Source organism: Leisingera methylohalidivorans DSM 14336 (assembly GCF_000511355.1).
Taxonomy (GTDB): Bacteria; Pseudomonadota; Alphaproteobacteria; order Rhodobacterales; family Rhodobacteraceae; genus Leisingera; species Leisingera methylohalidivorans.
Genome location: NC_023135.1, coordinates 642,991 through 667,554, shown reverse-complemented (window position 1 = coordinate 667,554; position 24,564 = coordinate 642,991). Strand labels below are relative to the sequence as shown.

Sequence of the window (24,564 nt, the reverse complement as noted above, 5' to 3'; positions counted from 1 at the left end):
CTTCCCCATCTCAGGTCCCGCCCGGGGCCGCATCCAGGAGCTGACCTCATGAAAGACTCCAACTTCCTGAAAGAACACAACGCCAAGTCGCTCTGGCACCCGATGGCGCATCCCGGCGACAGCCTCGCCAACCCGCCCGCCATCATCACCTCGGCCCAGGGGGTGAAGATCACAGATGTCGACGGGCATGAGGTAGTGGATGCGGTCGGCGGTCTGTGGAACGTGAACCTCGGCTTTTCCTGCCAGCCGGTAAAGGACGCGATTGCCGCGCAGCTGGATGTGCTGCCCTACTACTCCACCTTCCGCGGCACCACCAACGACCAGGTGATCCAGCTGGCCGAGGAGCTGCGCAAATTCTTTGCACCCGACGGGCTCACCCGCGCGTTTTTCACCTCCGGCGGCTCGGATTCGGTGGAAACCGCCCTGCGGCTGGCCCGCCAGTACCACAAGATCCGCGGCGAGGCCGGCCGCACCAAATTCCTGAGCCTGAAAAAGGGCTATCACGGCACCCACATGGGCGGCGCCTCAGTCAACGGCAATGCCAATTTCCGCACCCAGTACGAACCGCTGCTGCCCGGCTGCCATCACATCCCGGCGCCCTATGCCTACCGCAACCCGTTCAACGAGACAGACCCCGCACGCCTCGCCCAGTTCTGCCTGCAGGCACTGGAAGATGAAATTGCCTTCCAGGGCGCAGGCACCATCGCCGCCTTCATTATGGAGCCGGTCCTCGGCGCCGGCGGGGTGATCCCGCCGCATTCCAGCTTCATGCCCGGCGTGCGCGAGATCTGCACGAAACATGGCATCCTGCTGATCGCCGATGAGGTGATCACCGCCTTCGGGCGCACCGGCTCCTGGACCGGTTCGCGCCACTGGGGCGTGCAGCCGGACATGATGTGCACCGCGAAAGCGATCACCAACGGCTACTTCCCCTTCGGCGCGGTGATGATCGCGGATCGCATGACCGAAGTCTTCGAGAAGGATACCACCGGCAAGGCCGCCATCGGCCATGGCTACACCTACTCCGGCCATCCGGTCGGGGCGGCTGCCGCCCTGGCTTGCCTGGAAGAGACCCTGCGCCTGAACGTGCCCGAAAATGCCGCCGCCCGCGGCACCCAGATCCATGAGGGTCTGCTGGCGCTGCAGCAGAAATACGAGCTGATCGGCGATGTCCGCGGCGGCCACGGCCTGATGAGCGCAGTGGAACTGGTGTCCGACCGCACCACCAAGGCAGCGGCGGACAAGGCGTCCACCGGCAGGCTGCAGGAAGCGGCCTATAAGGCCGGCGCGATGGTGCGGGTCTCCGGCCCCAATATCATCCTGTCACCGCCGCTGGTGCTGAGCGAGGCCGAAGCCGCGACCATCCTTTCCGCCCTGGACGCAGGCCTGGCAGCGGCGGGCTGACACCCGCACCAGACGCCGCCCGCGCCCGGGCCGCAAGGTCCGGGCGCCGCGAGGTGCCATGGCGGGCCCGAAGCAAATGCTTCGGGCCCGCGCCTTCGTCGGCGCCGCTGGCGCGGCGCGGTTGCGGCATACGGCAACGGGCGCCGCTGCCGCATCTGCGCCCGTTGCCAATCCCCGTTGCCAATCCCGTTGCCAATCCCCTTGCCGGGAACCGCCTGCGGATACTCAGATAAAATTCACGTAGAAATCGCGCATCCCGTCGCCTTCCAGATCCCGGGTCTTGCGCACTTCCTTGCGCTTCATGAAGACGTGGCTGGCAACCAGCTCCGGCCCAACGGCCTCTGCCAGCACAGTATCCCGCTCCAGATCGCCAACCGCGCCCTTCAGATCCACCGCCGTGCCCTCGCCTGCGTCAGTCCGGTCAAAGCCATCACCGGTTTCCATCGGCGGCAGCTGGTGGCCGTTCTCCACCCCCAGCCGCGCCGCCTGCAGCACCGCCGCCACTGCCGTGTAGGGATTGGCCGACGCATCCGCCATCCGGTGCTCCAGCCGCGCCTTGGCGCCGCCCTCGGAACTGATCCGCGTGGTCACATTGCGATGATCGCCGCCCCAGTTCTGCCAATACCCCGACAGCGACCCCGGCTGCAGCCGCAGGTAACTGTTGGCGGTGGGTGCAATCAGCCCCGCCAGCCCCTTGTGGTGATGCAGCAAGCCCGCCAGGCAGCCGCGCGCCAGATCGTTCATATGCTCCGGCCCGCCCCGCGGCCCCGCGGACAGCGCATTGCCGCCCGCCTCATCCGCAAAGGAGAAGTTGATATGCATGCCGGAACCGCCTGCCTCGGCCACCGGTTTCGGCATGAAGGTCAGGACAATGCCGTATTCCAGCGCCACCTCGCGCGCCATCAGGCGGAACAGCACGATGTCATCCACCGCCTTGACCGCGTCGTCAAAGGTCAGCGTGTATTCAAACTGCGGGCTGTCGAATTCCGCCGTGATCATGTCGAGCGAAAACCCCATGTCATCCGCCATCGCCCAGATCCGGTCATTGAAGCGCAACGGATCGGCAAAGGGCCCGGTGCCGTAAACCACCCCGCCCGGCGCGTCATAGGGCATCAGCCGCCCGCGATCATCCGCCTGCAGCGCAAAGGCCTCCAGTTCAATCCCGACTTTCGGCGTCAGCCCGTGTTTCCGCCAGTCCGCCACCGCCCGCTTCAGCGTGCCGCGCGGGCACAGCGCCAGCGGCTGGCCTGCATCGTCATACAAATCCCCCAGCACCACCTTGGTCGAAGCATGCCAGCTGTCGCGGATATCGTCATGCAGCCACTTCAGCTCCATATCCGGCAGGCCCTGCTTGACCATCGCACCCGGCGCATCCAGCAGGTCCCTGTCGTAGTGGGTGCCAAAGACCGAGCGGCAGAACCGGGTCGAGTCATCGCCGATCTTAGAATTGGGCAGGTACTTCCCCCGCATGATGCTGAGGTGATCGCAAAACATCGCGCGCAGGCGGGTCTTCATGACACAAGGTCCTTCCCTGTTGGACTGTCTTCGGCATCGTTTCCCGTGCCTTGTTTCATAACATATATTGCGGTTTTTGCAGAATCTTTCCCTAGGAAGGGTCTGGGTTTCACGCGGCTTCCACCCGCACCGGCAGCGCCTTGATGCCGCCCACGAAATTCGACCGCAGAAACTTGTGCGGCCCGGCGGATTCGATATGCCGGATGCGCTTAGCCAGTTCCTGAAACAGCACCGTCACCTCCAGCCGCGCCAGCCACATGCCCAGGCAGACATGCGGGCCGAACTGGCCGAACGACAGATGCCGGTTCGGGCTGCGGTGCAGATTCACGTGAAATGGATCTTCAAAATACCCGTCATCCCTGTTGGCCGAGGCAAACCAGTACAGCACCTTGTCGCCTGCCCCGATGGTCTTGCCATGCATCTCCACATCCCGCGTCGCAGTGCGGCGGAAATAGAGCGCAGGCGTCGCCCAGCGGATGATCTCATCCGCGGCGGTGTCCCAGACCGCGCCGCCCGCCTGCATCTGCGCCAGCAGTTCCGGCTGGCGGCACATCGCCTGAATGCCCGCCGCAATCGAATAACGCGTGGTGTCATTGCCCGCCGCCACCAGCAGGCAGAAGAAGTTGCGGAACTCGGTCTCGGTGATGACAGACCCATCCTTGGCTGGCGCCAGGATCAGGTTCAGCACCCCCGCAGTGTCGCCCGTCTTCGCCTTCGCCTCCATCAGTTCTTTGGCATAGACATAAAGCTCCGCACCGGCAGGCGAATTGAACGGCATCATCCGGAACTCATCCGTCTGCATCCTGTCCAGCACATGGGAGGTGAAATCCGGGTCGGTATTGGCAATCAGCGCATCGCCCTTCTCCACCAGCCAAGGCAGGTCCGCCTCCGGCAGGCCCACCACCCGGCCCAGCATCCGCATCGGCAGCTGCCGGGCGATCTCCCTGGTGGCGTCAAACTCCCCCTTGGCCAGCGCCTGATCCAGAATATCCGCGCACAAATCCCGGATATCCTGCTCATACTGCGCCATTGTGGTTTTTGAGAACGCTTTCAGCAGCTTCATCCGCACCTTGGAATGTTCCGGCGGGTCGGTTTCCTGAAAGGTCCGCCGCGCCAGGTATTCCTCGTAAGACTGATCCTCCATCCGGATCCCCCGGGCCGAAGAAAACACCTCGGTATTTTTGTTCATCACCGTGATGTCTTCATAGCGGGTGACCGACCAGAAGTTTTCACCGCCTGCATATTCGGTCCAATGCAGCGGATCCTCGCGGCGCAGCCGGGCAAAGGTGTTGTGCGGCGGGCCATGGACAAAGGCATCATGGCTGCTCAGATCCGCATGGCCGTCATCCGCGGGGGTCCAGACTGTCATTGCGGGCTTCCCTGACTTGCTTGCTCAATGTATATTAATAAACACTATAAATATGTAAATGAAAACCTTGCGAGTATCCTGATGCATCTGGCCATCCTGATGACCAACACCGACGAAAGCGAGTTTGCCCGGGCCCGCCCGAAGGACGGAGAGAAATTCACCGGCCTCATACAGATGGCGCGGCCGGATTGGCGCACCTCTGTGTTTTCCGTGAAGGACGGCGCGTTCCCGCAGGACCTGTTTGCCTTTGACGGCGCAATGATCACCGGCAGCCCGGCCTCGGTCCGCTCCGGCGCGCCCTGGGTCACGCAGCTGCTGGAGCTGATCCGCACGGCCCGCACCCGCCGCTTTCCGCTGTTCGGCGCCTGTTTCGGCCATCAGGCCATCGCGCTGGCGCTTGGCGGCACGCTCGATCACAACCCGGACGGCTGGGTGCACGGGCTGACCCGCAACCAGCTGGTGAACCGCCCCGGCTGGGCCGGCGGCCTGCCGGATGAGGTAAATCTCTACGGCGCGCACTGTGAATGCGTCGCCACCCTGCCCGAGGGGGCCGCCCCCTTCAGCACCTCTTGCGGAATCAATAGCGGCTTCACCCTTGGGCGCCATATCTTCACCACCCAGCACCACCCGGAGATGAGCCACGATTTCATCACTGCCCTGACCGAAGAGCTGCGCGAAACCCTTGGTTCCAAAGTCTACGCCCGTGCGCTGAACAGCCTTGCCGGACGCGCCGACCAGAAAACCTTTGCCGAATGCCTCGCCCGCTTCTTCGAACAGGCCCGGCAGAGCTGATCCACCGCTTGTTTCTGGTTAAAAACACTCCTGCCGGAGGCACGGGGGCCGCAACGGCCCCGTTTTACCAAAGGCTCAGCCCAGCGCTGCCAGCAGATCCATCACCGTCACCTGATCGAACTGAACATGGGAGATCATCGCCGTCTCCGCCCCCTCACGGTCATGGGCAAAGATCAGCGCGGCAATCTCCCGGTGCTCCTTGGCCGACTGCGCAATGGCGCCGGGATAGCGGTATCGCGCCCGGTAATAGGCCATCAGCTTGCGGGCGTTGGTTTTGATCATCTCGACCAGAAACGGATTGCCCGACCCTTCGGCTACACAGGCATGAAACCGCAGGTTCAGCTGGTAATAGCCCGCCGGATCACCATCGCCCTGCTCCGCTGCATGCCGCTCGCAAGCGGCAACCGCTGCGTCCAGCTCGCTGGCCTGTGCCGGAGACAGCCGCCGTGCCGCCAGTGCCGCGGCCTGCCCTTCCAGCTGGGCATGCACTTCCAGAATCGCCAGGAATTCCTCCAGCGTCGGCTTGAACAGCACCGCGCCTTTGCGCGGCAGCCGCTTGATCAGCCCGATGGCCTCCAGCTGGATGAAGGCCTCGCGCACCGGCGTGCGGGAGACACCGTGGCGGTCCACCAGCTCGCCCTCCTCCAGCGGCGCGCCGGGCACCAGCCGGCCGGACTCGATGTCCTGAAGAATTGCGTTCAGAACCTGTTCCGTCTGCCCTGCCATATCGCACCCTTGCTGCGTTTGCGCCAATTTAGGCCGGCTATGATCGGCTGGCAACGCGGATCGGGGCGCTGCCCCCGCCCTGCGGATTGGGGCCCTGCCCCGTTCAGCCCTGAAACCGTCCCCCGGACGGCTTCCAAGACGGGCTTCACCCCCGGTGCATTTGTGCAAAGGTGAATATGCAGAGCCGTTACTGCGGCACCGGCCTGCGGTATTTCTCTGTCAGCTCAGGGGCCAGCTCATCGGCCTCATAGACCCCCAGCAGGATACCCTTGCGGCCGGATGTGCCGCGCCGCGCCTTGATCTGCGCATCCGACAAAGTGATCCGCTGCGACATCCTGAGGCCCCATTCCAGCAGCCGGTCATACATCAGGTCGATGACCTCCTGATGGGCTTCTCCCTTGGCCAGATCCACCAGTTCATCCGGGTCGTTTTCCATATCGAACAGCATCGGCCGCAGCCCGCCCTCGGCATGCATGAACTTCCAGCGTTTGTCCGTCACCATGAACAGCCGCGCATCCTTGGGCTCCAGTTCCAACTTCCCGCACAGCGGCATGGTGGAATAGTCGAACTCGGCCACCGCATACTCCCGCCAGTCCGGGCTTTCCCCGCGCAAGAACGGCATCAGCGAGCGCCCCTCCAAAATATGCGGCGCCGGATCGCCGCCCGCCGCTTCCAGGAACGTCGGCAACAGGTCGATCGCCTCGACCAGTTCATCACAGGTTGTTCCACGTGCAGCATCCGCATCCGCGCGCGGATCGTAAATGATCAGCGGCACCTTGATCGAGGGGTCATGGAACAGGTTCTTCTCCCCCAGCCAGTGATCGCCCAGATAATCGCCATGGTCCGAAGTCACCACGATCATCGTGTCCTGCATCCGGCCGGTGTCCTCCAGCCAGCCGAACAGGCGGCCCATCTGGTCGTCCGCCTGTTTGATCAGCCCCATATAGGCGGGGATCACCTTCTCGCGCACCTCGTCCCGGCTGAAGGTTTTGCCGATCTGGTTGTTCATCATGCCTTGAAACACCGGATGCGCGTCCTCGCGCTCAGCGTCTGAGCGCACCACCGGCAGCACATGCTCCGGCCCGTACATGCCGTGATAGGGCGCGGGAACGATATAGGGCCAATGCGGTTTGATGTAGCTCAGATGCGCGCACCAAGGGGCTTCGGCCTGATCGATAAACTCCATCGCCCGGGTGGTCAGCCAGGGCGTTTCGCTGTCTTCCTCGGCGATATTGGCGGGCTTGTCCGCATTGACCATGAACCAGCCAGAGGCCACATCGCCGCCCTCGACGCCTGCATTGGCAAAGTCGTTCCAGGGGTTGCCGCCCGGATACCCCTTTTCTTTCAGGTACTCGTTATAGGGGCTGCGCTTTGCGTCATAGAACCCATCCGGCCCTTCCGCCCACAGCCCGTCATCGCGCACATAGGGGTCAAAGCCGCATTCCGACTGCCGCACGCCGATCACGCTGTCCGGCGCCAGCCCCAGCCGCTGCATCCCGTCGGCATCCGCCACCATATGGGTCTTGCCGATCAGGTGGCAGCCCATCCCCGCCTTGCGCAGGTGGTCGCCCATGGTCCACTCCCCCACCCGCAAAGGGTAGCCGTTGAACTGCACCCCATGGCTGGACGGGTAACGCCCCGTATAGCTCGACATCCGCGACGAGCCGCAGGTAGGCGACTGCACATAAGCGCGGGTGAACCGCACACCCCTGGCCGCCAGCGCGTCGATATGCGGCGTCTGCAGATGCGGATGGCCCGCACAACTGAGGTAATCGAACCGCAGTTGGTCGAACATGATGTAGAGAATGTTCATCGGCGCCTCCCGGTAAGTGCCGGGATTATTGAACAGGTGAAGCAAAATGGCGAGAATGAATTTCCTTAACAGCCATGCATTTCCCCCGGCGCACGCCCCGCCCGCAAGTCCTCCAAAGGCAAAGCATATTATGAGCGATATACCCAACCCCGGATCAATCCGCGCAGCCAGACCCGAAGACGCCTCCTGTCTTGCGGTCCTCTCCATCGAAGTGTGGATCGGCACATATTTGCGCCAAGGCATCAGCAGTATCTTTGCGGATTACGCGCTTGGCCAGTTTACCCGCGGCCACTTCCTCGACCTCCTGAACCGCTCTGCAGAAACGCTGCTGGTTTCAGAAAACCGCGAGGGAATTGACGGCTACATCCGGGTATCACACGGCAACCCGTGCCCGGGCCGCAGCAGTTCTGCAACTGAAATCTCGACGCTTTACGTTCAGCCCCGGCACCAGGGTCGGGGCCTGGGACAAGCCCTGCTCGCTGCGGGGATTGAGGCCTGCCGCAGCAACGGCTGGAACGCCCCGTGGCTTGCCACCAATTCCGAAAACAAGGGGGCCATCGCCTTCTATCTCAGCCATGGTTTTGAAAGGGCAGGCCAAACCCATTTTCAGGTTCAAGACAGACTCTACCCCAATGACGTCCTGCGCTGCATTGATTTTTAGAACCGGAGCACGGCGCAGAAACCGGCGGAGGCTTGAAACCCGCAGGACTCGTTACATTATTTTAGAGGTCAGTCATTTCTCGTTACATTTAACTTGCCGCGAATCATCTTCCGGCGTATCACCGACCCAACGGTCGGCTTATCCCTGCCGCCGCCACAGGAGACGCGAACACCCATGGATGCTTTCATCTGCGATGCCACCCGCACCCCGATCGGCCGCTACGGCGGCGCGCTAAGCCAGCTGCGCACCGATGACCTGGCCGCCTTGCCGATTGCGGCCTTGGCCGCGCGCAACCCGGATGCAGATTGGGGTTCGCTGGATGACGTGATCCTGGGGGACGCCAATCAGGCCGGTGAAAGCAACCGCAACGTCGCCCGCATGGCGGCGCTGCTGGCGGGCCTGCCCGCCACCGTTCCCGGCACCACCATCAACCGGCTTTGCGCGTCCGGCATGGATGCGGTCGGCATGGCGTCGCGCGGCATCAAGGCAGGCGATTATGACATGGCCATCGCCGGCGGGGTTGAGAGCATGAGCCGCGCGCCCTTTGTGATGCCCAAGGCAACTGCCGCCTTCACCCGCGCCAATGCGGTTTATGACACCACCATCGGCTGGCGCTTCGTGAACCCGCAGATGGAGAAGATGTACGGCACCGATTCCATGCCGCAGACCGCCGACAACGTCGCTGCGGATTACGGCATCTCCCGCGAGGATCAGGACGCCTTTGCCGCCCGCAGCCAGGCCCGCTGGGCCGCAGCGCACGGGGCGGGTATTTTCAAGGACGAGATCACCCCTGTGACGATCCCCCAGCGCAAGGGCGATCCGCTGGTGGTAGACACCGACGAACACCCCCGCCCCGGCACTTCGGCTGAAAAGCTGGCGGGCCTCAAGGGAGTCAATGGCCCGGACAAGACGGTGACCGCGGGCAATGCCTCCGGCGTCAATGACGGCGCCGCCGCGATCCTGATGGCGAGTGAGGCTGCTGCCGCAAAGAACGGCCTGAAACCTATGGCCCGCATCGTCGGCATGGCTGCCGCAGGTGTGGAGCCGCGCATCATGGGCATCGGCCCGGTGCCCGCCACCCGCAAGGTGCTGGCGCGCACCGGCCTGACCATCGAGCAGATGGACGTGATCGAACTGAACGAGGCTTTTGCCAGCCAGGGCCTTGCCACGCTGCGCGAACTTGGCATCGCGGATGACGCGCCCCATGTTAACCCCAATGGCGGTGCGATTGCGATCGGCCACCCGCTGGGCATGTCCGGCGCGCGGCTGGTGCTGACCGCCGCCTATCAGTTGCAGCGCAGCGGTGGCCGTTATGCGCTGTGTACCATGTGCGTTGGTGTCGGACAGGGGACAGCCCTGATCCTGGAACGCGTGTAACCTAACCCGCAGGAGGTCCCAGACATGTATGCTCAGATGGTCAAATCCGAGGCGACCCAGGACGATCCCGAACAGCTGGCGGCCTTTCAGGCGCGCATCGACGCGGGTGAGAAGATCGAGCCCAAGGACTGGATGCCCGAAGGCTACCGCAAGACGCTGATCCGCCAGATCGGTCAGCACGCCCATTCCGAAATCGTCGGTCAGCTGCCCGAGGGCAACTGGATCACCCGCGCGCCGACGCTGGAGCGCAAGGCGATCCTGCTCGCCAAGGTGCAGGATGAGGCCGGTCACGGCCTGTACCTGTACTGTGCGGCGGAAACGCTGGGCGTGTCCCGTGACGAGATGACGGAAATGCTGCTGGACGGGCGCATGAAGTATTCGTCGATCTTCAACTACCCGACGCTGAACTGGGCCGATATCGGCGCAGTCGGCTGGCTGGTCGACGGGGCCGCGATCATGAACCAGGTGCCGCTGCAGCGGACTTCCTTCGGCCCCTACTCCCGCGCGATGATCCGGGTCTGCAAAGAGGAAAGCTTTCACCAGCGCCAGGGCTATGACGCCATCCGCAAGATGGCCGAGGGCACGCCCGAGCAAAAAAAGATGGCCCAGGATGCGCTGAACCGCCTTTGGTATCCGTCGCTGATGATGTTCGGCCCCTCCGACAAGGATTCGGTCCATTCGGCGCAGTCGATGGCCTGGAAGATCAAGATGAACACCAATGACGAGCTGCGCCAGAAGTTCGTCGACCAGACCGTGCCGCAGGCTGAGTTCCTTGGCCTGACTGTCCCCGACCCGGACCTGAAATGGAACGAGGAACGCGGCCATTACGATTACACCGACCCGGACTGGGATGAGTTCTTTGAGGTGATCCAGGGCAACGGCCCGTGCAACACCGACCGGCTCGCCGCCCGCAACAAGGCCTGGGACCACGGCGCCTGGGTGCGCGACGGGATGCTGGCCTATGCCAGAAAGAAAGCCGCCCGCAAGCACGCCGCCGAATAACCCCAAGCATTCCGGCGCTCCGGCCAGCCGCGCAGCGCCCCCTCAGCCAGGAGGATTTGAGACATGAAAAACGAATGGCCCCTCTGGGAAGTCTTCATCCGCGGCCAGCACGGGATGAGCCACCGCCACGTCGGTTCCCTGCATGCGCCGGACGCCGAAATGGCGATCAAGAACGCCCGCGACGTCTATACCCGCCGCAACGAAGGCGTGTCGATCTGGGTGGTCGAGGCCAACCGCATCGCCGCCTCATCGCCCAGCGACAAAGGCCCGCTCTATGAACCGGCCGAGTCCAAGGTCTACCGCCATCCGACCTTCTTCGACATTCCCGAAGACGTGGGGGCAATGTGATGAGCACCCCTGTTTCCAAGGATGAGGCCTTTCTGCAGTTCCTGCTGCGGATGGGCGACAACACCCTGATCCTGGGCCATCGGGTCAGCGAATGGTGCGGCCACGCGCCGGCGCTGGAGGAAGACATCGCGCTGGCCAACACCGCGCTGGACATGATCGGCCAGACCCAGATGTGGCTTGGCCTCGCGGCCGAGGTGCAGGGTGAGGGCAAATCCGCCGACGACCTCGCCTTTCTGCGCGACGCCTGGGATTTCCGCAATGTGCTGCTGGTAGAGGTGCCGAACCACGATTTCGGCCGCACCCTGATGCGCCAGTTCCTGTTTGACGCCTGGCATTCGATCCAGCTGGGGCGGCTGATGAAATCCTCCGACGAACGGGTCGCGGCGATTGCCGGAAAAGCCAGCAAAGAGGCGGCCTATCACCTGGAACGCTCCGCCGATACCGTGGTGAGCCTGGGCGACGGCACCGAGGAAAGCCACCGCCGGATGCAGGAGGCGCTGGACTATCTCTGGCCCTACGCGGGTGAGATGTTCCAGTCTGATGACGTCGACGCCGCAATGGTCATGGCGGGTATCGCCCCCGATCCGGCGGCCTTGCGCGAGGAATACGACGCGCTGGTCACCCGCATCCTGACCGACGCGACGCTGACCATCCCGGAGAGCCGCTTCGCCCATAAGGGCGGCCGGAACGGTGCGATGCACACCGAGCATTTGGGTCATCTGCTGACCCAGATGCAATGGCTGCAGCGCGCCTATCCCGGCGCCAAGTGGTAACGGGATTGATGACGGAATGAGGGCAGCGCCTGTCCCGGGGACGGGCGTTGAACGCCTGCCTCCCCTGGGGGCCGGACGGGCGTTGCCCGGCGTTCCGCCGGGCGGAACAGCCAAAAGGGGTAACCGCATGAGCCAAGTGACAACTCAGCCAAGCACCACCCGGATCTGGGAGTGGCTCGACGCCGTGCCGGACCCGGAAATCCCGGTGATCTCGCTGGTGGATCTGGGCATCATCCGCGATGTGGCCTGGGAAGGCGAAACTCTGGTTGTCAGCGTCACCCCGACCTATTCCGGCTGCCCGGCAACTGCGGTGATCGCCTTGGATATCGAAACCGCGCTCCGCGACCGCGGCATTACGGATCTGAAACTGAAAACCCGGATTTCCCCGGCCTGGACCACCGACTGGCTGTCAGAGAAAGGCCGCGCCATGCTGGAGGCTTACGGTATCGCCCCGCCCCAGGCCGCCGGCGGCCCCGAGAAATGCCCGAACTGCGGCAGCACACATGTCACCAAGGTCAGCCAGTTCGGCTCGACCCCCTGCAAGGCCCACTGGCGCTGCCAGGACTGCCTCGAACCCTTTGATTATTTCAAGTGCATCTGAGGAGACCCTGATGGCGCGCTTTCACGACCTTGAAGTCACCGACGTCCGCAAGACCATCCGCGATGCGGTGGTTGTCACCCTGAAGCCCGCGGGCGGCGCAGCTGAAGAGTTCAATTTCACCCAAGGCCAGTATCTGACCTTCCGCCGCGACTTTGACGGCGAGGAGCTGCGCCGCAGCTATTCGATCTGTGCAGGCCGCGATGAGGGCATCCTGCAAGTCGGCATCAAACGTGTCGACGGCGGCGCCTTTTCGACCTGGGCCAACACCGAACTGAAGGCCGGCGACACCATCCAGGCAATGCCGCCGATGGGCAGCTTCTTCACGCCCCTCGATACCGGCGCCGAGAAGCATTACCTGGGTTTTGCAGGCGGTTCCGGCGTCACCCCGGTGCTGTCGATCCTCAAGACCACACTGGCGGCCGAGCCGAAAGCCTCCTTCACGCTGGTCTACGCCAACAAGGGCGTCAACACGATCATGTTCCGCGAGGAGCTGGAGGATCTGAAGAACATCTACATGGGCCGCTTCAACGTGATCCATGTGCTGGAAACGGATGCGCAGGAAATCGACCTGTTCACCGGCCTGGTGACCGAAGACAAATGCGCCCAGCTGTTCGAGCATTGGATCGACATCAAATCGGTCGACACCGCCTTCATCTGCGGTCCGGAACCGATGATGCTGGGCATCGCCGCGGCGCTGCGCACCGCAGGATTGGACGACAGCCAGATCAAGTTCGAGCTGTTCGCCTCTGCCCAGCCGGGCCGCGCCAAACGCAAGGTTCAGTCAGCGGATGCAGGGACCGGCGCCAATCAGACCAAGGCCGCCATTACCCTGGACGGTGCCACCCAGACCGTTGAAATGGGCAAAGACATGACCCTGCTCGATGCCGCGCTGGAAAACGCCATGGACGCGCCATACGCCTGCAAGGCCGGCGTCTGCTCCACCTGCCGCTGCAAGGTGCTGGAAGGCGAAGTCGAAATGGTCGCCAATCACGCGCTGGAGGATTACGAGGTCGAAAAGGGCTATGTGCTGTCCTGCCAGGCCTATCCGGTGACGGACAATGTCGTGGTCGACTACGACCAGTAACGGCAACAGCGAGGGAGCAAGACCATGACAGAAGAAATGAGCATCGAAAGCTATCTGGCGCAGGGCGGCGTGCTGAGCAATCCGTCCAACGTGCCGCCGCGCTACCGCGCCGAGCTGCTGAAGATGATGGCGACCTTTGTCGACAGCGAGCTGGCGGGCGCCGCCGGCTTTGCCGATATCATCAACGAAGGTCCGGGCATCAAGGCGCGCATCGCCGCTGCCAGGATCGTGCTGGAGAAAAGCGACAGCGCCGAAAAAGTGCTGCGCATCATGGGGGAGTTCGGCGCGGATATTGAACGCTATGCCGACCACCACCCCTGGACCGCAAGGCTGGAGCGCGATGCCGATATCGGCCAGAGCCGGACCAAGCACGACATGCGGCTGGCGGTGTTCAACTACCCGCTGGAAGGCTGGGCGGATGCGGTGATGATGAACCTCTTGATGGGCCGCGCTGTGACGCTGCAGCTGGAGGAGCTGTCGCATGTCTCCTACCAGCCGCTGGCCGAGGCGTTCCGCGCCATTCTGCCGGTCGAGGCGCACCATGCGGAACTGGCCGAAGAAGGCTTGATGCAGCTGGTTGAGGGGCAAGGCGCGCCGGCGCTGCAAGAGCTGGCGGATTACTGGTGGCCGCGGGTGGCGGCAAGCTTCGGCCAGGAAGCCTCGGAGAAGTTTGAAGGGCTGAAGGCCATCGGCCTGCGCCGCACCCCGAATGCCGAGTTGAAAGCTCAATGGGAGCAGGACGCCGGGGCCGTTCTGGGCAAAAGCGGGCTGAAACCGGCTGCGTAAGAAACCGGGACCGGGCACTCCCGCCCGGGCCTGCGCGCATCAGGATGCACGGGCCCGGTTGGGCCGGGCGCGCCGGACCCTGCCGCCAGAACACGCATAAGCTGATTGGGCAGCAATGCTGACCTATAAGACGCCGCGTCACTTCCTGCCCTTCACGGCAACTAAGTCGCTGAAAACATATAAGATAATAGCATCTAGGCAGCTATTCCATCGGTCTGTCAAACAAGCATGTCTGGACGGCCGTGCCGACTCTGCCTAGTTTCCGCCTCGTAAAGCGAGGGCAGTGCAATGGCAGCGGGCAGCAGCATCCGGACCTATTTCGACGGCAAATGGCATGACGGCAACCTGGCGGTGATGCGGGCCGCGGATCATGCTATGTGGCTGGGATCCTCGGTGTTCGACGGCGCCCGGTTCTTTGACGGGGTGATCCCGGATCTGGACCGGCACTGCGCCCGCACCAATGCCTCGGCCGAGGCGCTGATGATGACGCCTGCGCTTTCGGCAGAACAGATGGCGGAGGTGGTCCGCGAGGGGCTGGAGGGGTTTGCACCCGGCGCCGCGGTCTATATCCGCCCCATGTACTGGGCCGCCGACGGCGATGAGACCCTGATTGTCCCCAAGGCTGACAGCACGTGCTTTGCGGTCAGCCTGGAGGAAATCCCGATGGCGCCGGAAACCGCCGCTGCAACGCTCACCCGCACCCGCTTCCGCCGGCCGGTGCTGGAAAACACGGTGGTGAACGCCAAGGCCGGCTGCCTGTACCCAAACAATGCCCGGATGCTGCGGGAGGCCCGCGGCAAGGGGTTCTCCAATGCGCTGGTGCTGGATGCGATGGGCAATGTGGCGGAGACTGCGACTTCCAATGTCTTCATGGTGCGCGGCGGCGAGGTGTTCACTCCGATCCCCAACGGCACCTTCCTGGCCGGCATCACCCGCGCCCGCCACATCGCCAACCTGCGGGCCGATGGCATCACCGTGAATGAATGCGTGCTGGGCTATCAGGACTTTGAAGAGGCCGACGAGATCTTCCTGTCCGGCAATATGAGCAAGGTGACCCCGGTCACCGCCTTTGACGATTGCAAATATCAGGCGGGTCCTGTCGCCAAGCGGGTGCGCGAGATGTACTGGGATTGGGCCTCCGGCCAGCAGTGACGCTCTGCGCGCATCTGCGCGGTGCCGCGCCGCGATGATGCGCGGCGCCCTGCGGCAGCGGGAGCATTCGCTTGCCGCGGACCGCCCCTGGTCTAGAGCCAGTTTAACGCAACGGCTTGGCAGCTTTGGCTCTATTGCCTGATGCGCCCGCTTGCGCCATGATCCGCGGTGGAACAACGAGAGAGCGAAGATGCGCAAATTCCTAGTGGTCCTGGATGACAGCCGCGAATGCCTGAACGCGATGCGCTTTGCCGCGATGCGGGCGGCGCACACCGGTGCGGGCGTGACAATTCTGTCGGTCATCCCGCCGGATGAGTTCAACCACTGGATCGGTGTCGGCGAAGTGATGCGGGAGGAAGCGCGCGAACGGATCCACGCCCATTTCGAAGTCTTCGCCAAATGGATGCGCGACCGCCAGAACGTCGACCCGGAACTGGTGATCCGCGAAGGCGAACCGGTGCCGGAAATCCTGCAATACATCGAGGACGACGCGGAAATCGGCGTGCTGGTGCTGGGTGCCGGCATCGGGCGCAAAGGGCCGGGACCGCTGGTCACCCAGCTGACCAAGAATTCGGGCACCCTGCCGGTGCCGATCACCATCGTGCCGGGCGACCTGTCGAAGGAAAAGCTGGAAGCCATTACCTGACCGGCAGGAGGCAGAGGCAATCAGGAGGCCGAGGCTATGGAGCGCAGTGTCACCTTCTGGTTCGAGTTTGCCTCCACCTACTCCTATCTCAGCGTGATGCGGATCAGCAGCGCCGCCCAGGCGCGCGGCGTCGATGTTGCCTGGAAGCCGTTTTTGCTGGGTCCCATCTTTGCCGCCCAGAGCTGGGACACCTCCCTCTTCAACATCTATCCGGCCAAGGGCCGTTATATGTGGCGCGACATGCAGCGGATCTGCGCGGCGCGCGGGTTGCCGTTCCGCCGCCCCGATCGGTTTCCGCAAAACGGGCTGGCGGCCGCACGGCTGGCGCTGGCCGCAGCGGAGCAGGACCGGATTGAAGCCTTTGCACAGGCCGTGTTTCAGGCCCAGTTCGGCGACGGAGCCGATATCTCCGCTGAACCCGTTCTGCTGGATTGCCTGCACAAGGCCGGGCTTGATGCAGCCCTGATCGACCGCGCGCAATCGCCCGGCATCAAATCGGCACTGCGTGGGCAGACGGATGCGGCCCGCGCCGCAGGCATTTTCGGCGCGCCCAGCTTTACGATCGGGACAGAGTTGTTCTGGGGCGACGACCGGCTGGAGCAGGCCTTGGACCACGCCGCAGCCCGCACAATTTAGAATAGTTCCAAATCTTGACTTAAAGCCGCGCAGAGCGCATATCGGGGGCACGCTTAACGGAGACCCGACATGTTCATTCAGACTGAATCCACGCCCAACCCGGCGACGCTGAAATTCCTGCCGGGCCAGACCGTTCTGGAAGCAGGCACCGCCGACTTCCCCAGCGCCGAGGCCGCGGGCAATTCGCCGCTGGCCTCCCGCATCTTTGCGGTTGAGGGCGTGAGCGGCGTGTTCTTCGGCAATGACTTTGTGACCGTCACCAAGGCGGACAGCGTTGAGTGGGACCACATCAAGCCCGCCATTCTGGGCGCGGTGATGGAGCATTACCAGTCCGGCCAGCCGGTGATGGCGGACGGGTCTGCCGATCCGGCCTCTGGCCATGCCGAACATTCCGGCGAGGACGCCGAGATCGTCAACCAGATCAAGGAACTGCTGGACAGCCGGGTGCGCCCGGCGGTGGCGCAGGACGGCGGCGACATCACCTTCCACGGCTTTGACCGCGGTGTGGTCTATCTGCATATGCAGGGCGCCTGCGCGGGCTGCCCGTCCTCGACCCTGACACTGAAAATGGGCATCGAAAACCTGCTGCGCCATTACATCCCGGAAGTCACCGAGGTGCGCCCGGTTGCCGTCTGAGCGGCTTCGAAAGGACATCTGATGACTGCTGAACCGCTGGTTCTGGGTTTTGACACATCGGCCGCGCATTGCGCGGCCGCTTTGCTGCGCGGAGACCGGCTGCTGGCCTCCCGGCTGGAGGAAATGACCCGCGGCCAGGCCGAGCGGCTGATGGTTCTGCTGGAGGAGGTGCTGTCCGAGGGCGGTGCCGCCTGGCAGGATCTGGATGCGATTGGTGTTGGCATCGGCCCCGGTAATTTCACCGGCATCCGCATCGCCGTCTCCGCCGCCCGCGGGCTGGCGCTGGGGCTGGAGGTTCCGGCTGTGGGTGTTGACGGTTTTGAGGCCCGCGCCGCCGAAGGCACCCTGCCCGCAGTGCCGGCGCCGCGCGATCAGGTCTATGCTGCCTTGCCCGGCGAAGCACCGCGTCTGATGCCGCGCCAGGAGGCTGAAGACGCCGCTCGCGGTGCCGGGCTGGCCTTTACGCCCGAGGCAAGCCCGGCAGGGATGGCCGAGGCCATTGCGCGGCTTGCCGCGTCCCGGTTCCGCAGCGCGGCCGAGCCGCCTGCGCCGATGTATCTGCGCGCTGCTGATGCGGCGCCTTCCAGTGACGTTCCGCCCGCTCTGATTGATGAGTGATCCGCTGACACCGGAAAAGATGGCCGCGACCCATGCCGCGGCCTTTACCCGATCCCGCCCCTGGACCGCCGCGGAGTTTGCCTCGCTGCTGGACAGCCCGCTGGTTTTAGCCGCCGGTGATGCACGCTGCTTTGCCCTGGGGCGGGTGATCGCGGATGAGGCGGAACTGCTGACCATTGCCACCCATCCCGCGCATCAGCGCCAGGGATTGGCACAGGGCTGCATGGCGGGCTGGGAAACAGCCGTCCGGAAACGCGGGGCGGCAGAGGTCTTCCTGGAAGTGGCCGCGGACAACGCCCCGGCGAAGGCCTTGTACGACGCCTGCGGATTCGCGGAATGCGGGCGCCGGGCCGGCTATTACCGCCGGGATGGCGCAGAAGCCGCAGATGCGCTGCTGATGAGAAAAGCCTTACGCTAGGCCAGTTGCGCGGATTTCGCACCAAATGGTCAAAAAGCAGTTGACCCCCAGCCTGCCGTGCAGGCTAAATTGCCGCACCCTTTAAGGCCTGAACGGGGCCGGGCAGCGGAAAATCCCGCTGCACCCAACAATAATGACAGTGGGAGTTAACCTGATGACCCTGATGAAATCGCTGATGGGCGCGGCCGCGTCGCTGGCCCTGACCGCAGGCGCCGCGCTGGCCGAACCCGCGCTGATCTTCGACCTGGGCGGCAAATTCGACAAGAGCTTCAACGAGGCGGCGCATGGCGGCGCCCAGCGCTGGGCCGAAGAAACCGGCGAAAGCTACCGCGAGATCGAGCTGCAATCCGAAGCCCAGCGCGAGCAGGCGCTGCGGCGCTTTGCCGAGGCCGGCGCCAACCCGATTGTGATGGTCGGCTTTGCCTTTGCCGATGCCCTGGGCCAGGTGGCTGCCGATTACCCGGACACCAAATTCACCATCATCGACATGGTGGTTGAAGGCGACAACGTGCGCTCGGTTGTCTTCAACGAGCACGAAGGCTCCTATCTGGTTGGCATGATGGCGGCGATGGCGTCGAAATCGAACACTGTCGGCTTCATCGGCGGCATGGACATCCCGCTGATCCGCAAGTTTGCCTGCGGCTATGCCGAGGGCGTGAAGGCCGCCAACCCGGACGCCAAGGTGATTTCCAACATGACCGGCACCACCCCGGCGGCCTGGAACGACCCGGTGAAGGGATCTGAGCTGACCAAGGCGCAGATCAGCCAGGGCGCTGACGTGGTTTACGCCGCGGCCGGCGGCACCGGCGTCGGCGTGCTGCAGACCGCCGCCGACGAAGGCATTCTGTCGATCGGTGTCGACAGCAACCAGAACCACCTGCATCCCGGCAAGGTACTGACCTCGATGACCAAAAAGGTCGGCAACGCGGTATTCGAAGCGTTCTCCGATGGCGCTGACATGGAAACCGGCTTTTCGGTCATGGGCTTGGCCAATGGCGGTGTCGGCTATGCCATGGACGAGCACAACGCGCCGCTGGTGTCCGCTGAGATGCAGGCCGCGGTGGATGATGCCGCGGCCAAGATCGCCTCGGGCGAGATCAAGGTGCATGACTACATGTCGGATGACAGCTGCCCGGCGCTGAGCTTCTGAAGAGAAAGCCCCAGGCCATGACGGATTCCATTCACACTCTGTTTGCGGCCTGGGGCGACCCATCGCCCGAAACCCGCGCCGCAAAAACGGACGCGGCCATCGGGCCTCGTTTCTACTACTCCGATCCCAACTGCCCTGCCCCGATCGAAAGCCGCGGCGCCTATCTTGAGTATGTCGCGCAGTTCAGCGCGATGATGCCCGGAGCTGCAGCCACGGTGGTTGCCGTCTCGGCGCACCATGGCCATGCCCGTGCCACGGTGGATTTCGAAAAAGACGGCAAGCGGATGGTGCGCGGCCAGTATTTTGCCGATCTTGAAGACGGCAAGGTGGTGCGGCTGATCGGCTTTACAGGCATGGGAGAGCCCGATTGACCGCCCCCGCCATTGAACTCAAAGGCATTTCCAAGGCTTTTGGCCCGGTCCAGGCAAACAAGGACATTTCCATCAGCGTCGCCCCCGGCACCATTCACGGGATCATCGGGGAAAACGGTGCCGGCAAGTCGACGCTGATGTCGATCCTCTACGGCTTTTACAAAGCCGACAAGGGCGAGGTCTGGATCAAGGGCAAGCGGACCGCGATCCCCGACAGCCAGGCGGCGATCGCCGCGGGCATCGGCATGGTGTTCCAGCATTTCAAACTGGTGGAAAACTTCACCGTGCTGGAAAACATCGTGCTGGGCGCCGAGGACAGCGGCATGCTGATGCCCTCGCTGCGCCGTGCCCGCAAGGAGCTGAAGGCGCTGGAAGCGGAATACGAGCTGTTCGTCGACCCCGACAAGCGCATCGACGAGATCGGCGTCGGCGCGCAGCAGCGGGTTGAGATCCTGAAGGCGCTCTACCGCAAGGCCGAGATCCTGATCCTGGACGAGCCGACCGGCGTGCTGACGCCGTCCGAGGCCGACCAGCTGTTCCGCATCCTCGACCGGTTGCGGGCCGAGGGAAAGACCATCATTCTGATCACCCACAAGCTGCGGGAGATCATGGAATACACCGATACGGTTTCCGTGATGCGGCGCGGGGAGATGACCGCCACCGTCAAGACTGCGGAAACCAGCCCCGAACACCTGGCCGAGCTGATGGTGGGCCGCAAAGTGCTGTTGCGGGTGGACAAGCTGCCGGCCCGGCCTGGCGCGCCGATCCTGGAGATTGAAAACCTGCGGGTGGTGGATGAGGCCGGCGTTGAACGCCTTAAAGGCATCGACCTGACGGTGCGCGCGGGCGAGATTGTCGGCATCGCGGGCGTGGCCGGCAATGGCCAGTCTGAACTGCTGGAAGTTCTGGGCGGCATGCGCGCAGGCAGCGGCAGCATCAATCTGCATGGCACCCCTTTGCCGCTTAAGGGCCCGGGCGCGGACGCCAGCGCGCGGCGGCATGCCCATATCGGCCATGTGCCGGAGGACCGCCAGCGCGAGGGCCTTATCATGGACTTCCACGCCTGGGAGAATGTGGCCTTCGGCTACCACCGCGATCCGGCTTATCAGAGCGGCCTCCTGATGAACAATGCCGCCCTGCAGGCCGATACCGCAGCCAAGATGGAGAAGTTCGACGTGCGCCCGCCGGATCCCTGGCTGGCCGCAAAAAGCTTTTCCGGCGGCAACCAGCAGAAGATCGTCGTGGCGCGTGAGATTGAGCGCAACCCGGAGCTTTTGCTGATCGGCCAGCCGACCCGCGGTGTCGATATCGGCGCCATTGAGTTCATTCACAAACAGATCGTGGCCTTGCGCGATCAGGGCAAGGCGATCCTGCTGGTCTCGGTCGAGCTGGAGGAAATCCTGTCTCTGGCGGACCGTGTTGCGGTGATGTTCGACGGCATGATCATGGGAGAACGCCCTGCCGGTCAGACCGACGAGAAAGAGCTTGGCCTGCTGATGGCCGGTGTCGCGGGGGAGGCCGCGTAATGGAAAAGATGCCAAAATGGGCCGATGTGGTCCTGATCCCGCTGATCAGCCTGCTGCTGGCCGCGCTCCTGTCGGCCCTGGTGATCCTCGGGATCGGTGAAGATCCGGTGGCCGCGGTCAAACTGATGGTCGATGGCGCCCTGGGTTCGACCTATGGCTGGGGCTACACGCTCTATTACGCCACCAACTTCATGTTCACCGGCCTTGCGGTGGCCGTTGCTGCCCATGCGGGCCTGTTCAACATAGGCGGCGAAGGCCAGGCGATGCTGGGGGGGCTTGGCGTGGCGCTGGTCTGCCTGCTGATCCCTTGGCCGCACTGGTCGCTGGCGCTGGTCTTTGCCGCGCTCGGCGCCGGTATTTTCGGCGCTGCCTGGGCCGCGATCCCTGCCTATCTGCAGGCCAGGCGCGGCAGCCATATCGTGATCACCACCATCATGTTCAATTTCATCGCCGCGGCGGTGCTGAACTATGTGCTGGTCAACGTGCTGCGCCCCGAAGGCTCGATGGATCCGGCCACCGCGCGCTTCCCCGGGGCGGTGCACCTGCCATCCCTGCACGAACTGCTGGCCCCGATCGGCATCAGCTTTTCCAAGTCCGCCCCGGCCAATGTCAGCCTGCTGGTTGCCGTCGGCGCCTGCCTGTTTGTCTGGCTGGTGATCTGGCGCACGCCGCTGGGCTATGAAATCCGCAGCTTGGGGAAATCGGAACCGGGCGCACGCTATGCCGGGATTTCCCCGGTCCGGACCGTCATGATCGCGATGCTGATTTCCGGCGCGCTGGCAGGCATGATGGCGGTCAACAACGTCATGGGTGAGGCCGAGCGGCTGGTGCTGAACGCCACCGAAGGCGCCGGTTTCATCGGCATTGCGGTGGCGTTGATGGGCCGCAATCATCCGTTCGGCGTGTTTCTGGCGGCGATCCTGTTCGGCTTCCTCTATCAGGGCGGCGCCGAACTGGCGCTCTGGACCTCGATCCCGCGCGAGCTGATCGTGGTGATCCAGGCCTTGGTGATCCTGTTCACCGGCGCGCTGGACAACATGGTGCGGATGCCGCTTGAAAAGATCTTCCTCGCGGTGCGGAAGGGGCCGAACTGATGGATTTCCTGACGATCATCCAGCTTTTGGATTCCACTGTCCGCCTGGCGACACCCCTGCTGCTGGCCTGCCTCGCAGGCCTCTACTCCGAGCGCGCGGGCATCTTTGACATCGGCCTGGAAGGCAAGATGCTGATGGCCGCCTTCTTCTCGGCTGCTGTCGCGGCCGTTACCGGCAATGTCTGGCTGGGTCTTCTGGCGGGTATCGGCTCTTCGCTGGTGCTGGCCGGCCTGCACGGGGTGGCGTCGATCACCTTCCGGGGCAATCAGCTGATTTCCGGCGTGGCCATCAACTTTCTGGCTGCAGGCATGACCGTGCTGATCGCCCAGGACTGGTTCCAGCAGGGCGGCCGCACCCCGTCGCTGTTCAGCGGCGGGCGGTTCGGGCCGATCACCCTGCCCTTTGCCGACAGCCTGGCCGGAGTGCCGGTACTGGGTCCGATCTATGCCGAGCTGCTGTCAGGCCATTCGATCCTGGTCTACATCGCCTTCCTGGCGGTGCCTGCCACCTGGTGGATCCTGTCCCGCACCCGGTTCGGCCTGCGCCTGCGCGCAGTGGGCGAAAACCCGGCGGCGGTGGATACGGCCGGCGTTTCGGTTGTCGGCCTGCGCTACGCGGCGGTGATGATCTGCGGCCTGCTGTGCGGCATCGCCGGCGCCTATCTGGCCACCGCGCTGCAGGCAGGCTTTGTCAAGGACATGACCGCAGGCCGCGGCTTCATCGCCCTGGCAGCGCTGATCTTTGCCAAGTGGCGGCCCTGGCACGCGATGGGCGCCTGCCTGTTGTTCGGCCTGCTGCAGGCCGTCGCGCTGCGGTTCCAGAACATCGAGCTGGGCGGCATCACCATTCCGGTGCAGGCCATGGATGCGCTGCCCTATGTGCTGACGGTGGTGATTCTGGCCGGGTTCGTCGGCAAAGCGATCCCGCCGCGGGCCGGCGGGCAGCCTTACGTCAAGGAGCGCTGATACTGCTTCCAGCTGCCAGAAACGCCCGGCTCCGCACCGGGCGTTCCCGTTTCCGCCGCCTGTCTCGGCTGGGACCCGCCATCTTCTGCGGCCGCGCGTCGGTCCTGTCGGCCGCAGAGCCGCATGCAAGGTTGACCCCGCGGGCCGCGCTTGCAGTATAGCCGACATGCATGTCTTCCTTCCCATTGCCGAAGTCTCGGTCAACTTTCTGGTGCTGCTGGGCATCGGCGGCGCCGTCGGGGTGCTGTCCGGCATGTTCGGCGTCGGCGGCGGTTTCCTGATCACGCCGCTGCTGTTCCTGATCGGCATTCCGCCTTCGGTGGCAGTTGCCACCTCCGCCAATCAGGTGGTCGCCTCTTCCGTTTCCGGCCTCATGGCGCATCTGCGGCGGCGCACCGTTGATCTGAAGATGGGATACGTGCTGCTCGGCGGCGGGCTGATCGGCGCCGCGATCGGCATGGTGATCTTCAACTTCCTCAAGCAGCTTGGCCAGGTCGATCTGGCCGTGCAGCTTTGCTACGTGCTGTTCCTGGGAGTGATCGGCGGGCTGATGCTGGTCGAAAGCGTGAACGCGATCCGCAAGGCACGCCTGGCCGGCCCGGCGCCCGCCTACAAGCGCCGCCAGCGCTCGTGGGTGCAGACCATGCCCTACAAGATGCGGTTCCGCGCGTCCGGTCTTTATATCTCGGCCATCCCGCCGGTGCTGGTCGGCTTCGGGGTCGGCATGCTGTCGGCCATCATGGGGGTTGGCGGCGGCTTCATCATGGTGCCCGCGATGATCTACATCCTGGGGATGCCGACCAAGGTGGTGATCGGAACATCGCTGTTTCAGATCATCTTTGTCGCCGGTTTCACCACGCTCATGCATGCCACCACAAATTACACCGTCGATGTGATGCTGGCGCTGCTGCTGCTGGCGGGCGGAGTCGCCGGGGCCCAGGTCGGCACCCGCATCGGCGCCCGTCTGAAGGCAGAGCAGCTGCGGGTGCTGCTTGCCCTGCTGGTGCTGTCTGTCTCGGTCAAGATCGCGTTCGAGCTGCTGCTGGAACCCGCCGACCTGTTTTCGCTGACAGAGCTGAGCGGCGGCTGAACAGCGCAAAC

General features: G+C 64.0%; 26 protein-coding genes. 22 read left to right on the top strand and 4 right to left on the bottom strand.

The window, feature by feature from the left end; all coding sequences use genetic code 11:
• Positions 1-48: 48 nt before the first annotated feature.
• Positions 49-1,404, top strand: coding sequence for an aspartate aminotransferase family protein (locus METH_RS03445; protein ID WP_024089026.1), 1,356 nt, complete (start codon positions 49-51; stop codon positions 1,402-1,404).
• 225 nt (positions 1,405-1,629) lie between these two features.
• Here the strand turns inward: METH_RS03445 and METH_RS03440 are convergent, their stop codons facing one another.
• Entirely contained in the window at positions 1,630-2,919 is a 1,290-nt protein-coding gene (locus METH_RS03440) for a type I glutamate--ammonia ligase (protein WP_024089025.1), read from the bottom strand.
• 109 nt (positions 2,920-3,028) lie between these two features.
• Positions 3,029-4,288: a cytochrome P450 gene (locus METH_RS03435; protein ID WP_024089024.1), complete on the bottom strand. Its 1,260-nt coding sequence runs from the start codon at positions 4,286-4,288 to the stop codon at positions 3,029-3,031.
• Positions 4,289-4,369: 81 nt separating this feature from the next.
• Here METH_RS03435 and METH_RS03430 point away from each other — a divergent pair, with 81 nt between their 5' ends.
• Positions 4,370-5,080 (top strand): type 1 glutamine amidotransferase, encoded by a 711-nt coding sequence (locus METH_RS03430; protein ID WP_024089023.1) that lies wholly within the window; start codon positions 4,370-4,372, stop codon positions 5,078-5,080.
• A gap of 75 nt (positions 5,081-5,155) precedes the next feature.
• Here the strand turns inward: METH_RS03430 and METH_RS03425 are convergent, their stop codons facing one another.
• Positions 5,156-5,806, bottom strand: a complete 651-nt coding sequence (locus tag METH_RS03425; RefSeq protein ID WP_024089022.1) for a GntR family transcriptional regulator — start codon at positions 5,804-5,806, stop codon at positions 5,156-5,158.
• A 187-nt stretch (positions 5,807-5,993) separates the two neighbouring features.
• Positions 5,994-7,619 (bottom strand): sulfatase-like hydrolase/transferase, encoded by a 1,626-nt coding sequence (locus METH_RS03420; RefSeq protein WP_024089021.1) that lies wholly within the window; start codon positions 7,617-7,619, stop codon positions 5,994-5,996.
• 55 nt (positions 7,620-7,674) lie between these two features.
• Between METH_RS03420 and METH_RS03415 the strand changes: the two genes are divergently transcribed.
• The 20 genes from METH_RS03415 to METH_RS03320 all read left to right on the top strand — a co-directional run bounded on the left by METH_RS03415 (position 7,675) and on the right by METH_RS03320 (position 24,553).
• The gene (locus METH_RS03415; RefSeq protein ID WP_342667078.1) at positions 7,675-8,280 is read left to right on the top strand and encodes a GNAT family N-acetyltransferase; all 606 of its coding nucleotides are present in this window, start codon (positions 7,675-7,677) and stop codon (positions 8,278-8,280) included.
• 174 nt (positions 8,281-8,454) lie between these two features.
• The gene (pcaF, locus tag METH_RS03410; RefSeq protein ID WP_024089019.1) at positions 8,455-9,657 is read left to right on the top strand and encodes a 3-oxoadipyl-CoA thiolase; all 1,203 of its coding nucleotides are present in this window, start codon (positions 8,455-8,457) and stop codon (positions 9,655-9,657) included.
• Between the two features lie 24 nt (positions 9,658-9,681).
• Positions 9,682-10,659, top strand: coding sequence for a 1,2-phenylacetyl-CoA epoxidase subunit PaaA (gene paaA, locus METH_RS03405; RefSeq protein WP_024089018.1), 978 nt, complete (start codon positions 9,682-9,684; stop codon positions 10,657-10,659).
• Positions 10,660-10,722: 63 nt separating this feature from the next.
• Entirely contained in the window at positions 10,723-11,007 is a 285-nt protein-coding gene (paaB, locus tag METH_RS03400; protein WP_024089017.1) for a 1,2-phenylacetyl-CoA epoxidase subunit PaaB, read from the top strand.
• Entirely contained in the window at positions 11,007-11,780 is a 774-nt protein-coding gene (paaC, locus tag METH_RS03395) for a 1,2-phenylacetyl-CoA epoxidase subunit PaaC (protein ID WP_024089016.1), read from the top strand. Before paaB ends, paaC begins: the two co-directional genes overlap by 1 nt.
• A 127-nt stretch (positions 11,781-11,907) precedes the next feature.
• Entirely contained in the window at positions 11,908-12,381 is a 474-nt protein-coding gene (paaD, locus tag METH_RS03390) for a 1,2-phenylacetyl-CoA epoxidase subunit PaaD (RefSeq protein ID WP_024089015.1), read from the top strand.
• Positions 12,382-12,391: 10 nt separating this feature from the next.
• On the top strand, positions 12,392-13,465 hold the full coding sequence (locus METH_RS03385; protein ID WP_044008320.1) for a 2Fe-2S iron-sulfur cluster-binding protein: 1,074 nt from the start codon (positions 12,392-12,394) through the stop codon (positions 13,463-13,465).
• Between the two features lie 24 nt (positions 13,466-13,489).
• Positions 13,490-14,251 (top strand): Phenylacetic acid catabolic protein, encoded by a 762-nt coding sequence (locus METH_RS03380; protein ID WP_024089013.1) that lies wholly within the window; start codon positions 13,490-13,492, stop codon positions 14,249-14,251.
• A gap of 288 nt (positions 14,252-14,539) precedes the next feature.
• Entirely contained in the window at positions 14,540-15,403 is an 864-nt protein-coding gene (locus tag METH_RS03375) for a branched-chain amino acid aminotransferase (RefSeq protein ID WP_024089012.1), read from the top strand.
• A gap of 190 nt (positions 15,404-15,593) precedes the next feature.
• On the top strand, positions 15,594-16,049 hold the full coding sequence (locus tag METH_RS03370) for a universal stress protein (RefSeq protein WP_024089011.1): 456 nt from the start codon (positions 15,594-15,596) through the stop codon (positions 16,047-16,049).
• 36 nt (positions 16,050-16,085) lie between these two features.
• The gene (locus METH_RS03365; RefSeq protein WP_024089010.1) at positions 16,086-16,685 is read left to right on the top strand and encodes a 2-hydroxychromene-2-carboxylate isomerase; all 600 of its coding nucleotides are present in this window, start codon (positions 16,086-16,088) and stop codon (positions 16,683-16,685) included.
• Positions 16,686-16,754: 69 nt separating this feature from the next.
• Positions 16,755-17,321, top strand: coding sequence for a NifU family protein (locus METH_RS03360; protein WP_024089009.1), 567 nt, complete (start codon positions 16,755-16,757; stop codon positions 17,319-17,321).
• A gap of 21 nt (positions 17,322-17,342) precedes the next feature.
• The gene (tsaB, locus tag METH_RS03355; protein WP_024089008.1) at positions 17,343-17,939 is read left to right on the top strand and encodes a tRNA (adenosine(37)-N6)-threonylcarbamoyltransferase complex dimerization subunit type 1 TsaB; all 597 of its coding nucleotides are present in this window, start codon (positions 17,343-17,345) and stop codon (positions 17,937-17,939) included.
• Positions 17,932-18,357: a GNAT family N-acetyltransferase gene (locus tag METH_RS03350; protein ID WP_044008319.1), complete on the top strand. Its 426-nt coding sequence runs from the start codon at positions 17,932-17,934 to the stop codon at positions 18,355-18,357. The genes tsaB and METH_RS03350 overlap by 8 nt, the downstream gene beginning before the upstream one ends.
• A gap of 154 nt (positions 18,358-18,511) precedes the next feature.
• The gene (locus METH_RS03345) at positions 18,512-19,507 is read left to right on the top strand and encodes a BMP family lipoprotein (RefSeq protein WP_024089006.1); all 996 of its coding nucleotides are present in this window, start codon (positions 18,512-18,514) and stop codon (positions 19,505-19,507) included.
• A 17-nt stretch (positions 19,508-19,524) separates the two neighbouring features.
• Positions 19,525-19,878, top strand: a complete 354-nt coding sequence (locus tag METH_RS03340) for a nuclear transport factor 2 family protein (RefSeq protein WP_024089005.1) — start codon at positions 19,525-19,527, stop codon at positions 19,876-19,878.
• On the top strand, positions 19,875-21,404 hold the full coding sequence (locus tag METH_RS03335) for an ABC transporter ATP-binding protein (RefSeq protein ID WP_024089004.1): 1,530 nt from the start codon (positions 19,875-19,877) through the stop codon (positions 21,402-21,404). Before METH_RS03340 ends, METH_RS03335 begins: the two co-directional genes overlap by 4 nt.
• Positions 21,404-22,498, top strand: a complete 1,095-nt coding sequence (locus METH_RS03330; protein WP_024089003.1) for an ABC transporter permease — start codon at positions 21,404-21,406, stop codon at positions 22,496-22,498. The genes METH_RS03335 and METH_RS03330 overlap by 1 nt, the downstream gene beginning before the upstream one ends.
• A complete protein-coding gene (locus tag METH_RS03325) occupies positions 22,498-23,463 on the top strand; it encodes an ABC transporter permease (protein WP_024089002.1) in 966 nt (321 codons plus the stop codon). The genes METH_RS03330 and METH_RS03325 overlap by 1 nt, the downstream gene beginning before the upstream one ends.
• 166 nt (positions 23,464-23,629) lie before the next feature.
• Positions 23,630-24,553: a sulfite exporter TauE/SafE family protein gene (locus METH_RS03320; protein WP_024089001.1), complete on the top strand. Its 924-nt coding sequence runs from the start codon at positions 23,630-23,632 to the stop codon at positions 24,551-24,553.
• Positions 24,554-24,564 lie beyond the last annotated feature (11 nt).